Consider the following 13132-nt stretch of genomic DNA (forward strand, 5'->3'; position numbering starts at 1 on the left):
TCGCGTACTGGAGTTCTGTTGTCATGCGCCTGGTGCAGCTTTCTCGCCATAATATTGCGTTCCCTTCTCCGGAGGGGGCGCTGCGTGAACCTAACGGATTGCTGGCTTTGGGCGGCGATCTCAGCCCGGCGCGTCTCTTAATGGCTTACCAGCGCGGCATCTTCCCGTGGTTTTCTCCCGGCGACCCGATTTTATGGTGGTCTCCGGACCCGCGAGCCGTGCTGTGGCCCGGGCAGTTTCACCTGAGCCGCAGCATGAAACGTTTTCACGCAAATTCGCCCTATCGCGTCACGCTCAATCACGCCTTCGGGCAGGTTATCGAAGGCTGCGCTGAAGATCGTCATGAAGGCACCTGGATAACCCGCGACATCATTATCGCCTACCACCAGCTTCATGAGCTGGGCTACGCGCACTCCATCGAAGTATGGAAAGATGATGACCTCGTTGGGGGGATGTACGGGGTGGCGCAGGGCACGCTTTTCTGCGGTGAGTCGATGTTCTCCCGCGCCACGAATGCGTCTAAAACCGCGCTGCTGGTTTTTAGCCAGGAATTTGCCCAACGCGGCGGACAACTGATGGATTGTCAGGTGCTGAATGAGCACACCGCCTCGCTCGGCGCGGTTGAAATTTCCCGCCGACGCTATATCGAACACCTTGAACAGTGCCGACAGGAGACTCTTCCGCGCGATTTTTGGGTTCCCAGAATGCTCTTTATGCCCAATGCCTAAATGTTTTCCGCATATTTTTTATGAGGGTGTTATAATTACGCCGCAGAGTAGCTTCTGCCTGTTGCCCCGCCGCCGTTTGGGACCCTCGCTTCAGATAACGTCCTGACGTTTATCCTGTCGTATCCCCTTTACGAATGCGCTTTCCGTTCGGTTGTACCGTGACGCTTGGGCAATACGCTGAAATTGTTTTGCTGCGTTTTAAACGCGCAATTCTTTACTTAATTGATGAATTTCGGCATTATCTTGCCGGTTCAAAACTTGGAAGTGATACCCCAGAGGATTAGATGGCCAAAGAAGACAATATTGAAATGCAGGGTACCGTACTTGATACGTTGCCTAATACCATGTTTCGCGTAGAACTGGAAAACGGTCACGTGGTAACTGCGCACATCTCCGGTAAAATGCGCAAAAACTATATCCGCATTTTGACGGGCGACAAAGTGACTGTTGAACTGACCCCGTACGACCTGAGCAAAGGCCGCATTGTCTTCCGTAGTCGCTAATTGTTTTCGCCTGTAATGGCAGATGAATATTTAAAAGGTCGGGACAATCCCGGCCTTTTTTATTTATGGCCTTAGTGTGGCTGTGTCGGCAGATGTATTGTCATGCACGGGTTCATGGGTACGATTAAATCTTCAGCTATCGCGTGGGTAATGTCATGCAACAGTCCCGTCAGGTGCGGCAACATATCGCGGTCAAAATGCGAAACCAGCAGCACGTGGTTTAACGCCCGGCAGTAGTCACATTTCGTTTCTGTATCTTCCAGCAACCACTCTTTTTGTCGCGGCTGTTCCGCTTCGTCCTCAAATTCCACCACCTGAAAATCACGCATGGATTCTGTGAGGCCGGATTTTACCTCTTCCAGATAAGCTCCGAGACAGCGGCAAACGGGCTGCGTTTGCGGGAGAGATTTGCAGTCGAGAAGGATTTCGGTGAGCAGCTTGCAGCGCTCGGCCAGGGTTGGGAGATCGGGGTTGAGGGAGAGTTCGGTGTAGAGCTGGGCGAAGCTATTAATATTAGTCATATGTAATCCTTTATGCACGCAAGATTGTCTGTGCACACACTTTCAGGACGCCAATCCCGGCACCCGATTTTGCAGGTGCGACGCCATTTTATTACTGTAGATTTATCCAGCAACTGACTTCGAAAGAAACTGGAAAGCGCCTCGCAAAATTCCTCTGCGGCCTGATGCCCTCACCCCAGCCCTCTCCCACTGGGAGAGGGAGCAAACAAAAAAAACGGCAACCGAAGTTGCCGTTTTGCTTTTACCTTTCAACTCAGTGAGCCGCTTCCGGCTTGTGCTTCGCCGCACTCTGGAAATCGTACGTCAGCTCGTTCTTCGCCTGATCCAGCGCCACGGTCACCTGGCCGCCGTCAACCAGCGATCCAAACAGCAGTTCGTTCGCCAGCGGTTTCTTCAGGTTGTCCTGAATCACACGCGCCATCGGACGGGCACCCATCGCACGGTCGTAGCCTTTCTCGGCCAGCCAGTTGCGGGCCTCCTGGCTCACTTCCAGCGACACGCCTTTCTGATCCAACTGAACCTGCAGCTCGACGATGAACTTATCCACCACCTGATGGATCACCTCGGTAGACAGGTGATCGAACCAGATAATGTTGTCCAGACGGTTACGGAACTCCGGCGTGAAGATCTTCTTGATCTCCTCCATCGCATCGGTGCTGTTATCCTGATGGATCAGGCCGATGGATTTGCGCTCGGTTTCACGCACCCCGGCGTTGGTGGTCATCACCAGCACTACGTTGCGGAAATCGGCCTTGCGCCCGTTGTTATCGGTCAGTGTCCCGTTGTCCATCACCTGCAACAGGATGTTGAACACGTCCGGGTGCGCTTTCTCGATTTCATCGAGCAGCAGTACCGCGTGCGGATGCTTGATCACCGCGTCGGTGAGCAGGCCGCCCTGGTCAAAGCCCACGTAGCCCGGAGGCGCACCAATCAAACGGCTGACGGTGTGACGCTCCATATACTCGGACATATCAAAGCGCAACAGCTCAATGCCCAGCGCTTTGGAGAGCTGCACCGTTACCTCGGTTTTACCCACACCGGTCGGGCCGGCGAACAGGAAGGAACCGACAGGCTTGTGGTCATGCCCAAGGCCAGCACGGGCCATCTTAATCGCTTCGGTTAAGGCCTCAATGGCTTTATCCTGACCAAAGACCAGCATTTTCAGGCGATTGCCGAGGGTGCGCAGCGTATCACGGTCGCTCTGAGAGACGCTCTTCTCAGGGATACGTGCGATACGGGCCACCACGGACTCGATATCCGCTACGTTCACGGTTTTCTTACGCTTGCTCGCTGGCATCAGGCGCGCACGCGCACCCGCTTCATCAATCACGTCGATCGCTTTATCCGGCAGATGACGATCGTTAATGTATTTCACCGCCAGCTCCACCGCCGCACGCACCGCTTTCGCGGTGTAACGCACGTCGTGGTGCGCTTCGTACTTGGTTTTCAGACCGTTGATGATCTGCACCGTTTCGTCAACCGACGGCTCGGTAACGTCGATTTTCTGGAAACGACGCGCCAGCGCACGATCCTTCTCAAAGATGTTGCTGAACTCCTGGTACGTCGTAGAGCCCATCACGCGGATCTTGCCGCTGGAGAGCAGCGGTTTGATCAGGTTGGCGGCATCTACCTGACCACCGGAAGCCGCGCCTGCGCCGATGATGGTGTGGATCTCATCGATAAACAGGATGCTGTTGGTGTCCTGCTCCAGCTGTTTTAACAGCGCTTTGAAACGTTTTTCAAAATCACCGCGGTATTTGGTGCCCGCCAGCAGCGAGCCAATATCCAGCGAGTAGATGGTGCAGTCGGCAATCACTTCCGGCACGTCGCCCTGCACAATGCGCCAGGCCAGACCTTCGGCAATCGCGGTTTTACCCACGCCAGATTCCCCCACCAGCAGCGGGTTGTTCTTACGGCGACGGCACAGCACCTGGATGGCACGCTCCAGCTCTTTGTCGCGGCCAATCAGCGGGTCGATACCGCCAACGCGAGCAAGCTGGTTAAGGTTGGTGGTGAAGTTTTCCATACGATCCTCCCCGCCTGCTTGCTCTTCATTGCTGTTGATCTGTCCGCTGGGATCCGATGCCTGGTTAGGCTCGTCTTTTCGCGTTCCGTGAGAGATGAAGTTGACCACGTCGAGCCGGCTGACTTCGTGTTTACGCAGCAGGTAGGCCGCCTGGGACTCCTGCTCACTGAAGATGGCGACCAGCACATTGGCGCCCGTCACTTCGCTACGTCCGGAAGACTGGACGTGGAAAACCGCGCGCTGCAGCACGCGCTGGAAGCTGAGCGTCGGCTGTGTGTCGCGCTCTTCTTCACTGGCTGGCAGCACCGGTGTGGTTTGTTCGATGAAGGCTTCGAGTTCCTGACGTAGCGCCACCAGATCCACGGAGCAGGCTTCCAGCGCTTCGCGGGCAGATGGGTTGCTAAGCAGTGCGAGCAGCAAATGCTCGACGGTCATAAACTCATGTCGGTGCTCACGCGCTCTGGCGAAAGCCATGTTTAAACTGAGTTCCAGTTCTTGATTGAGCATAGGCACCTCCCCCAATTTTATGCCTTATCAGGCCTTTTCCAGCGTACACAGCAACGGATGCTCGTTCTCCCTTGCATAGTCGTTCACCATCGCTACTTTGGTTTCCGCTACTTCGGCAGTAAAGATGCCGCAGATCGCTTTGCCACGATAATGAACGGTAAGCATCAGTTGCGTTGCACGTTCAACATCATAAGAAAAGAACTTTTGTAGCACGTCAATAACAAATTCCATCGGCGTGTAATCATCGTTCATTAACATAACTTTATACATAGATGGCGGTTTTAGCGCGTCGCGCACTTTATCTTCCGCCAGCTGGTCAAAATCCAGCCAATCGTTGGTCTTACCCATTATGCATAACCACTTTGAATCTACCTCAGATGTTAGATAACAATCATCTATTACTGTCATCCGCGATGTCTGTCACAAACTGTTGCAATAGCGTTAACTGCCTCAAATTTTGGTTGATTATTGTCCCAACTCCAGCGCCAAACGCTTGACGGCTTCTTCCGTTTCTCTAAATTGTACAAGCGTGAGTTGGCGAGGTTTTGAACAGCCCCCACTCCACCACCGGTTCATTCCATCTTAATTTATAAGATTTACGAAGGATGTCGAAGCATGGAAATGGGTACTGTTAAGTGGTTCAACAACGCCAAGGGGTTTGGCTTCATTTGCCCCGAAGGCGGCGGCGAGGATATCTTCGCTCACTATTCCACCATTCAGATGGATGGTTACAGGACGCTCAAAGCCGGGCAGTCCGTCCGGTTCGATGTACACCAGGGGCCAAAAGGCAATCATGCCAGTCTGATCGTCCCCGTTGAAGCAGAAGCGGTTGCATAGCTCTCTGATTCATTGTGTACACCCTGCAGGCAAAATGCCAGCCCGATCGGCTGGCATTTTTATTTTCGGGTTATTCGCGCGCCAGCGCATCCACCGGATCCAGCCGCGCCGCGTTTCGCGCCGGTAGCCAGCCGAACAGAATACCGGTGAAGGTGGAACATAAAAACGCCGTCAGGATCGCCATCGGCGAGAAGCCAATCTCCCAGCCCGGTAAGAAGAGCTGGAGCGCAAAGGCGATCATCATCGAGAGCGCAATCCCCATCGCACCGCCCACCAGACACACCAGCACCGCTTCAATCAAAAATTGCTGCAGCACGTCGCTGGCTCTGGCTCCGACCGCCATGCGGATGCCGATCTCCCGCGTACGTTCGGTCACCGACACCAGCATAATGTTCATCACCCCTATCCCGCCGACGACCAGCGAAATCACCGCCACCAGCGTCAGGAACAGCTGAAGAGTACGTGTGGTCTTTTCCGCCGTTTTCAAGAGGCCATCCATATTCCAGGTGAAGAAATCCTTTTTCCCGTGGCGCAGGGTTAACAGCCGCTCCAGCTGCTGTTCCGCCAGCCCGCTGTCGTAGCCCTCCTTCACTCGAACGGTAATAGAGTTAAGCCATGACTGCCCCATGATGCGCCCGGAAATGGTGGTGTACGGCAGCCAGACGCGCAGGATTTTACTGCTGCCGAACATCGACTGCTTCTCTTCCGCCACGCCGATCACCGTCGCTGGCATGTTGCCTACGAGGATCACTTCCCCCACCACATTGGTCTTATTCGGGAACAGCTGCCTGCGGGAGTTAGCGTCTAACACCACCACCTGCGCCCTGCCCGCCAGCTGTTCAGCGTTGAAGGTCGCCCCTTCGCTGAAGGTCATGCCGTAGACGTTGAAGTAATCTCCGCTGACGCCGTTAGCGCTGGCCGCCACGTCGATGTTGCCGTAGCGCAGACGCAGGTTTTGCGAGACGGCAGGCGTGGCGGAGTTCACCCACGGCTGCTTCTGAATAGCCGCCAGATCGTCATACTTCAGCGCCTGCTGATACTGCGGCTCGTCGTCGCCAAAATCTTTGCCGGGGTAAACGTCGATGGTGTTAGTCCCGATGGCGCGAATATCTGCCAGCACCAGCTGTTTCGCCGCATCGCCCACCACCACAATCGACACCACTGAGGCAATACCAATAATGATGCCAAGCATGGTCAGCAGAGTGCGCATTTTGTTGGCCGCCATCGCCAGCCAGGCCATGGTCAGCGCCTCGCGGAAACCGCTGGAAAACTGGCCCCAGCCGGTTGCGGCCGGCAGCGGCTCTTTCGGCGCCGCCGCTCTGGACTGACGTGGCGGCGGGTTGCTGACCAGCTCGCCATCGTGGATCTCGATAATGCGTTCCGCCTGCGCTGCCACCTGCGGATCGTGGGTGACGATAATCACCGTATGCCCCTGATCGCGAAGCTGATGCAGGATCGCCATCACCTCTTCACCGGAATGGCTGTCGAGCGCACCGGTTGGCTCATCGGCGAGGATCACCTGCCCACCGTTCATCAGCGCGCGGGCAATACTCACGCGTTGCTGCTGACCGCCGGAAAGCTGCGAAGGCTGATAATCAACACGCTCCGCCAGCCCAAGACGCGTTAATAGCGCCTTCGCGCGTTCGAGGCGTTTTTTGCGCTCGACGCCCGCATACACCGCCGGCACTTCCACATTCTGCGCCGCGCTCAGGTGTGAAAGCAGATGGTAACGCTGGAAGATAAAGCCAAAATGCTCGCGACGCAGCTTCGCCAGCGCGTCGCCGTCCAGGGTGGAAACATCCGTCCCGGCCACGCGATAGGTGCCGCTGGTAGGCTTATCCAGACAGCCGAGAATGTTCATCAGCGTTGATTTACCCGAGCCCGATGCCCCGACAATCGCCACCATTTCACCGGCTTCAACGCGCAGGGAGATGCCTTTCAGCACCTCCACCGGCCCGTCGCCGGACGGATAGCTGCGACGAATGTCATTCAGCTCAAGCAGCGCCGTCATTGCGCGGCTCCAGGCAGGCTTTCGCTGGTGACCACTTCCTCACCCTCTTCCAGCCCTTTTACCACCACCACGTCGGTGTCGTTACGTGCGCCAATCACCACTTCCCGCTCGCGGGTTTCACCGTTGCGCAGCACCTTAACTTTGTAGCGATTATCCCCGGCGGATTCGCCCAGCGCGGAGAGCGGAACCGTCAGCACGTTTTTCACGCCGGTCAGCTGGATATGCACCTGAGCGGTCATGTCCAGACGCAGCACGCCCTGCGGGTTAGGCACCTCAAAACGCGCATAGTAGAAGATGGCGTCGTTGACCTTCTCCGGCGTCGGCAGGATATCTTTCAGCATCCCTTCATAGCGGGTTTGCGGATCGCCCAGCACCGTAAACCAGGCTTTCTGCCCCGGCTTAAGGTGAATGACGTCCGCTTCAGATACCTGGGCTTTCACCAGCATGGTGCTCATATCCGCCAGGGTCAGGATGTTCGGCGCCTGCTGCGCGGCGATGACCGTCTGGCCTTGCAGGGTGGTTATCTGCGTCACTTCCCCGGCCATTGGCGCAACGATTTGCGTGTAATCGAGGTTGGTTTTCGCCGTATCCAGCGAGGCCTGATTCCGCTTGATTTGCGCATCGATGGTGCCAATCTGCGCCTGCTTCACCGCCAGCTCCGTGGCGGCTGTGTCCAGATCCTGTTTCGAGATGGCCTGCGTTTTCGCCAGCGCCTGCTGGCGCGACAGGGTGACCTGAGCGAGATTACGCTCCGCCTGAGCCTGAGCGCGCTGCGCGCGCAACTCCATCAGCGTCGCTTCCACTTCGCGGATCTGGTTTTGCGCCTGCTCAGGATCGATCACGCCCAGCAACTGGCCTTTTTTAACCTTATCGCCAATCTCAACCGACAGGGTTTTAAGCTGACCGCTGACCTGCGCGCCCACGTCAACCTTACGCAGGGCATCCAGCTTCCCCGTCGCCAGCACGTTTTGTTGCAGCTCGCCCGGACGAACAATCAGCGTTTGATACTGGGGTACCGGCGCGTTCAGTACCTTCCATAACCAGAATCCGCCTGCTAACACCACTACCGCCAGCAGCAGAAACAGCTTTCTGCGTTTTCCCTTCAGGTTCATAAATATTCCAAATAATTGTTCTGGCTATCATCACCGTTGATTTTATCTAAACCACTCCTCAACGAAACCCCCGATCCCCGTTATCGTCGGGAATTGTTTACCCGATGTTGATAAAGCGCCTGCTGAAATAGCGAAATTCCACCAGAAGCAGGATCTAACATGTCTTCCATCGTCGATACACCTTATTCAACGCTGTCCCAGCCTAAATCGGGCTGGCAACTGTTTAAAAGCCTGGCATCGGGTTCCCTCACGCCGGGGCTGGCGTGGCAAAATCCGGCCTATCGACATAAGTTTATGCTGCGCTCGCTGGCAACGCCGTTCACCACTGCGCGCCTGCTCGGAAACCTTGCAAAACAGCCCCGTCTGATGCAGATCCTGCGCGTGCAGCCCGGCCTGCCGTGCCGCCTGCACCGACCGTGGCTGACCGTCAATATGGGCCGTCAGAATACGCTGGACGCATTGGACAATCACTATCAGATGATGAGCCGCCATCTTCCGGCGTCACTGCTGAACGGCTACCTTTCCAGCCAGGGCATCACGCTGGTGACGTTAACGGGCAAAGAGGAGCAGCAGTTTAGCGTTCGCCTGAGCGCGGATGCGTTTCTGGACAAAGAAGGGGAAGCGACCCTCACTTTTTGCGACCACCAGAACACGGTGCTGGCCGAGCTGACCTTTACGCTGTGCAAATACCAGGGCAAGTCAACGCTCTTCATCGGCGGAATGCAGGGGGCGAAAGCGCATGTCCCGCACGAGCACATTCAGCTGGCGACCAAAGCCTGTCACGGACTGTTCCCAAAACGTCTGCTGGTTGAAGCGGTCATGGCGCTGGCAGGCGCCTTCCCCGTCGAGCAGATCCTCGCGGTGAGTAACGCCACCCACATCTACCGCAGCTGGCGCTATCGCAAGAAAAAAGAGGGAAAATTGCTGGCTGACTATGACAGCTTCTGGCGCTCCCTTGGCGGACAGCAGCAGGAGAACGGCAACTTTGCCCTGCCTCTGACCATGCCACGCAAACCGATGGAAGAGATTGCGAGTAAAAAACGGTCCGAATACCGCCGCCGCTATGCCCTGCTTGATAGCCTGATCCAACAGGTATCGCAGGCGACTGCCCGTTAATCGGCTCTCCCGCGTGCCAGCCAGAGGACGCGGGAGAACATTTTACGCAGCAGCGTGGGCACCGACTCCACGCCCCGCCTGCCCGCTTCCGTCGCGACTTCAATGGCCAAATCCGGTTTTGACGACCGATGGATAGCTTTGGCGATCACCCGACGCATATTCATGGGCACATCCACCGGGATCATCGCCACGCGGTGAAAGACGTCGTCAAATCCCTGGCGGTACATAAAGTGCTCCATGTCCATCGCGGGCAGCGTGGTCAGATGTTCCCGCTCCTCTTCCCGATCGTTATTGAGCAGGCTGCGCACGGTCGCCGCATATTTTTTACCCGCCTCATCGCCATCCACCAGCACGTGCCACTCTATCCCCATCCGGCGCGCAAATTTGATCAGCGGCTTTAAGCCAGACTGAGCAAATTCGATCACTTTGATCCCTTCGGCATCAAAGTGGTGTCCGCACTGGCGAGCCAGCTCGTTTATCACCCAGGTTTCGGTTTCCCCTTCCACCAGCAACCAGCAGCGGGCAAACAGGGAAGAGGCACGGTTAAAACGGATATGAAACGCAATGCGTCGGCCATCTTCGGCATTTAACCCGCCGGGCCCGAGCCGGTAGGCGGTGACCCGCGAGGATTCACGCACCAGGCGGCAGACATACTCCACCGGCGTCAGGGAGAGCAGCTCGCCGGAATTCGTGGTGGTGACACGCTGCAACGGCAGCAGATTAAGAAGATGCCACGCCACGGAAAGCATAATCGGGTGCAGCCGCGTTTCCGGATCTTCTACCAGCAGCAGCGGGCGCGCGTCCCGATCCAGGCGCACCGTCCCTTTCGCCTGTAACAGCGTGGAGAATAATCCCAGCAGGATCACCCGATGCGTGCGCCCGCTGGGGCGGTCGATCATGCGGTTGATAATATCAAGATAGCGCCAGCTTCGTTGCTCGTCGTGCGAGCGGCGGCGCATCAGGCGGTGGCGCGCCTGCCCCGTTCCCTGCTCGGAGAAGTAGTGCTCCAGCAGTTGGACCATGGCAGACAGTCCCTGACGGATCTGGCCGTCGGTGAGGTTCTGCGGCCGTGAGACCAGTTCACGGGCGAGGAAATCCAGCTCGCGGGCGGTCACCTCCACCTCGGGCATATTCGGCACGGTGCCGTTACGGATCCGCCGCATAAAGCGCGCGTCTCGTAAGCGCAACACGGGGGAGAGGCGGATAAGATGGCGGGCAAGCTCGTCAATATTATCGAGCGGGATCGGATTCCCCTTCTCATCAAGAAATTCACGCAGGGTTAATACCCCGTCGTTTTGCGCCATTTCGCCCTCTAGGCGATAGAAAATACGCTGGAACCCATCTTCACAGGGCACCCAGCAGGGCGACATAGGGCGAAAACGACGCACGCGATGGCGACCGGGCTCGGATTCGCGGAAGGTCAGAATGATATGCAGGTGTTTCTCGCGCCCGTTGACATCCCCCGGCGGAAACCAGAAGTCATCATGGACGAAGTGGTACAAGTTCTCTTCGGGCGAAAGCAGCAGCGTCAGGGCATCCAGCAGGCTGGATTTACCCCAGGCGTTTTCGCCTATCAGGACGTTGTTCTGTTCCAGTTGCAGCGACAGGCGGTTAATCCCGCGAAACCCGACAATCTCCACACGTTCGAGTAGCATACATCCCCCGCATTTCGGCCACTTTTTCCTTCAAGTTATCAGCAGTATAGCGGCAGGCTGTAGGTCACGACAGCAGAATATACGCCCCCTTAATTATTGGGCTATGCTCTAATTACCTCCGTTCTGAACAAGGATTGACATCACATTGCCTTAAATCAAATTTAGTGAATTTATTTGAGTGGCGAAGGGATGTTGATGGTTTCAAAATACTGGCTCTTTGAGTCGTCATCCCTTTATGGCGATATAACCCGCGCGCAGGAATGGGCGCGGACGTTTATTATTGAGGTGGTTATGTTCAGAAAATTAGCGGCAGAATGCTTTGGTACATTCTGGCTGGTGTTTGGTGGCTGCGGTAGCGCAGTACTGGCAGCCGCATTTCCGGAATTAGGTATTGGATTTGTCGGCGTCGCGCTGGCATTCGGTTTAACCGTATTAACCATGGCATTCGCCGTGGGGCATATTTCCGGCGGTCATTTCAACCCGGCCGTCACGTTAGGTTTATGGGCGGGCGGACGTTTCCCGGCGAAAGATATTATTGGCTATATTATTGCCCAGGTTATTGGCGGTATTATTGCCGCGGCGGTGTTGTACGTCATTGCCAGCGGAAAAGCCGGGTTTGACGCCGCGGCCAGCGGATTTGCGTCAAACGGCTTCGGCGAACACTCTCCAGGCGGCTACTCAATGCTGTCTGCTATCGTGATTGAAATTGTGCTCACCGCAGGTTTCCTGTTGGTGATCCACGGCGCAACGGACAAATACGCGCCTGCGGGCTTTGCCCCCATTGCTATTGGTCTGGCGCTGACGCTTATCCACCTGATCTCCATCCCGGTGACCAATACCTCCGTTAACCCGGCACGTAGCACCGCGGTGGCTATTTTCCAGGGCGGCTGGGCGCTTGAACAGCTGTGGCTGTTCTGGGTGATGCCAATTATTGGCGGTATTCTGGGCGGCGTGCTGTATCGCACCCTGCTGGAAAAACGCGATTAATTAAGTGCGGCCTGTAATGTCGGGTGGCGCTAAAGCTTACCCGACCTACGTGAGTGTGCACTTTGTAGGCCGGGTAAGGCGCAGCCGCCACCCGGCTTTCTTTTGCCGCTTTACTGTACAGCCTTTATTGGGTAGTGTCTCTGGCGCTTAAATGATACTCAAAAGGACCGGCTGTTCATGTTCTCAGGACTCCTCATCATTCTTCTGCCCCTGATTGTGGGCTACCTTATTCCGCTGCGTCATGAATCGGCCTTAAAGCTTATTAATCGTTTTCTCAGCTGGATTGTTTACGTCATTCTGTTCTTTATGGGGATCAGCCTGGCCTTCCTGGATAATCTGGCGACGAACTTGCTTTCCATCCTGCATTATTCTGCGGTTACGGTAGTGGTTATTCTGCTGTGCAATATTGCCGCGCTGTTCTGGCTGGAACGCACTATTCCCTGGAAAAATCACCACCATCAGGAAAAGCTTCCCTCCCGAATTGCGATGGCGCTGGAATCATTAAAGCTGTGCGGCGTGGTGGTGCTCGGTTTTTTACTGGGGCTAACCGGATGGGCTTTTTTACAGCACGCTACGGAAGCCAGCGAATATACGCTGATTTTCCTGCTCTTCCTGATCGGTATTCAGTTGCGAAATAATGGCATGACGCTGAAGCAGATTGTCCTGAACCGCCGGGGCATGATGGTTGCCGTTATCGTTGTGGCCAGCTCAATGGCGGGGGGAGTGATTAACGCCTTTATTCTCGATCTGCCGCTGAAAACCAGCCTGGCGATGGCATCCGGTTTTGGCTGGTATTCGCTCTCCGGTATTCTGCTGACCGAATCGTTTGGTCCGGTGATCGGCAGCGCCGCCTTCTTTAACGATCTGGCGCGCGAGCTGATAGCCATCATGCTGATCCCCGGCCTGGTACGCCGCAGCCGCTCTACCGCGCTGGGCCTGTGCGGGGCCACCTCAATGGACTTTACCCTGCCGGTGTTACAGCGCTCGGGAGGTCTGGAGATGGTTCCTGCCGCTATTGTACACGGCTTTATTCTGAGCCTGCTGGTCCCCATTCTGATGGCGTTCTTCTCAGCCTGATACTGCTTTGGCGGTAGTGAACCTGCCGCCAAAATTGCGCTAAATCAATAAC

The 13132-nt window shown here is 56.0% G+C and carries 12 protein-coding genes; 6 read left to right on the top strand and 6 right to left on the bottom strand.

Translation table 11 applies throughout. The annotated features are described in order from the left end of the window. Positions 1 to 23: 23 nt before the first annotated feature. Together aat and infA are read left to right on the top strand one after the other, a co-directional pair. The gene (gene aat, locus CKK19_RS17010) at positions 24 to 728 is read left to right on the top strand and encodes a leucyl/phenylalanyl-tRNA--protein transferase (RefSeq protein ID WP_023299713.1); all 705 of its coding nucleotides are present in this window, start codon (positions 24 to 26) and stop codon (positions 726 to 728) included. Between the two features lie 284 nt (positions 729 to 1012). Continuing rightward, a complete protein-coding gene (gene infA, locus CKK19_RS17015; protein ID WP_002211347.1) occupies positions 1013 to 1231 on the top strand; it encodes a translation initiation factor IF-1 in 219 nt (72 codons plus the stop codon). A 71-nt stretch (positions 1232 to 1302) separates the two neighbouring features. Here the strand turns inward: infA and CKK19_RS17020 are convergent, their stop codons facing one another. The 3 genes from CKK19_RS17020 to clpS form a co-directional block, all read right to left on the bottom strand. Further along, positions 1303 to 1752, bottom strand: coding sequence for a hypothetical protein (locus CKK19_RS17020; RefSeq protein ID WP_045309092.1), 450 nt, complete (start codon positions 1750 to 1752; stop codon positions 1303 to 1305). A 253-nt stretch (positions 1753 to 2005) separates the two neighbouring features. Then, positions 2006 to 4285 (bottom strand): ATP-dependent Clp protease ATP-binding subunit ClpA, encoded by a 2280-nt coding sequence (clpA, locus tag CKK19_RS17025; protein WP_022647611.1) that lies wholly within the window; start codon positions 4283 to 4285, stop codon positions 2006 to 2008. Positions 4286 to 4312: 27 nt separating this feature from the next. Continuing rightward, entirely contained in the window at positions 4313 to 4633 is a 321-nt protein-coding gene (gene clpS, locus CKK19_RS17030; protein WP_006174393.1) for an ATP-dependent Clp protease adapter ClpS, read from the bottom strand. A 267-nt stretch (positions 4634 to 4900) separates the two neighbouring features. On the opposite strand from clpS, the gene cspD reads away from it, so the two are divergent. Then, the gene (gene cspD, locus CKK19_RS17035) at positions 4901 to 5122 is read left to right on the top strand and encodes a cold shock-like protein CspD (RefSeq protein WP_006174390.1); all 222 of its coding nucleotides are present in this window, start codon (positions 4901 to 4903) and stop codon (positions 5120 to 5122) included. 70 nt (positions 5123 to 5192) lie between these two features. Here the strand turns inward: cspD and macB are convergent, their stop codons facing one another. Both macB and macA read right to left on the bottom strand, forming a co-directional pair. After that, positions 5193 to 7133, bottom strand: coding sequence for a macrolide ABC transporter ATP-binding protein/permease MacB (gene macB, locus CKK19_RS17040; protein ID WP_058676869.1), 1941 nt, complete (start codon positions 7131 to 7133; stop codon positions 5193 to 5195). Then, on the bottom strand, positions 7130 to 8245 hold the full coding sequence (macA, locus tag CKK19_RS17045; RefSeq protein ID WP_023305794.1) for a macrolide transporter subunit MacA: 1116 nt from the start codon (positions 8243 to 8245) through the stop codon (positions 7130 to 7132). Before macA ends, macB begins: the two co-directional genes overlap by 4 nt. Positions 8246 to 8404: 159 nt before the next feature. Between macA and CKK19_RS17050 the strand changes: the two genes are divergently transcribed. After that, positions 8405 to 9361: a VirK/YbjX family protein gene (locus CKK19_RS17050; RefSeq protein WP_063853949.1), complete on the top strand. Its 957-nt coding sequence runs from the start codon at positions 8405 to 8407 to the stop codon at positions 9359 to 9361. Here CKK19_RS17050 and CKK19_RS17055 read toward each other — a convergent pair. After that, positions 9358 to 11016 (bottom strand): ATP-dependent endonuclease, encoded by a 1659-nt coding sequence (locus CKK19_RS17055; RefSeq protein WP_023299709.1) that lies wholly within the window; start codon positions 11014 to 11016, stop codon positions 9358 to 9360. The two genes, CKK19_RS17050 and CKK19_RS17055, sit on opposite strands and share 4 nt — an antisense overlap. A gap of 291 nt (positions 11017 to 11307) precedes the next feature. Between CKK19_RS17055 and aqpZ the strand changes: the two genes are divergently transcribed. Next, positions 11308 to 12003, top strand: coding sequence for an aquaporin Z (gene aqpZ, locus CKK19_RS17060; protein WP_026080729.1), 696 nt, complete (start codon positions 11308 to 11310; stop codon positions 12001 to 12003). 177 nt (positions 12004 to 12180) lie between these two features. Next, positions 12181 to 13080 (top strand): lysine exporter LysO family protein, encoded by a 900-nt coding sequence (locus tag CKK19_RS17065; protein WP_022647606.1) that lies wholly within the window; start codon positions 12181 to 12183, stop codon positions 13078 to 13080. Positions 13081 to 13132 lie beyond the last annotated feature (52 nt).

It is taken from the genome of Enterobacter sp. CCUG 70166, assembly GCF_020224095.1.
Lineage (GTDB): Bacteria > Pseudomonadota > Gammaproteobacteria > Enterobacterales > Enterobacteriaceae > Enterobacter > Enterobacter intestinihominis.

Excerpts from the sequence above, each read along its gene's own strand:
- aat (WP_023299713.1), top strand. The coding sequence starts at position 24 with ATGCGCCTGGTGCAGCTTTCTCGCCATAATATTGCGTTCCCTTCTCCG.
- infA (WP_002211347.1), top strand. The coding sequence starts at position 1,013 with ATGGCCAAAGAAGACAATATTGAAATGCAGGGTACCGTACTTGATACG.
- CKK19_RS17020 (WP_045309092.1), bottom strand. The coding sequence starts at position 1,752 with ATGACTAATATTAATAGCTTCGCCCAGCTCTACACCGAACTCTCCCTC.
- clpA (WP_022647611.1), bottom strand. The coding sequence starts at position 4,285 with ATGCTCAATCAAGAACTGGAACTCAGTTTAAACATGGCTTTCGCCAGA.
- clpS (WP_006174393.1), bottom strand. The coding sequence starts at position 4,633 with ATGGGTAAGACCAACGATTGGCTGGATTTTGACCAGCTGGCGGAAGAT.
- cspD (WP_006174390.1), top strand. The coding sequence starts at position 4,901 with ATGGAAATGGGTACTGTTAAGTGGTTCAACAACGCCAAGGGGTTTGGC.
- macB (WP_058676869.1), bottom strand. The coding sequence starts at position 7,133 with ATGACGGCGCTGCTTGAGCTGAATGACATTCGTCGCAGCTATCCGTCC.
- macA (WP_023305794.1), bottom strand. The coding sequence starts at position 8,245 with ATGAACCTGAAGGGAAAACGCAGAAAGCTGTTTCTGCTGCTGGCGGTA.
- CKK19_RS17050 (WP_063853949.1), top strand. The coding sequence starts at position 8,405 with ATGTCTTCCATCGTCGATACACCTTATTCAACGCTGTCCCAGCCTAAA.
- CKK19_RS17055 (WP_023299709.1), bottom strand. The coding sequence starts at position 11,016 with ATGCTACTCGAACGTGTGGAGATTGTCGGGTTTCGCGGGATTAACCGC.
- aqpZ (WP_026080729.1), top strand. The coding sequence starts at position 11,308 with ATGTTCAGAAAATTAGCGGCAGAATGCTTTGGTACATTCTGGCTGGTG.
- CKK19_RS17065 (WP_022647606.1), top strand. The coding sequence starts at position 12,181 with ATGTTCTCAGGACTCCTCATCATTCTTCTGCCCCTGATTGTGGGCTAC.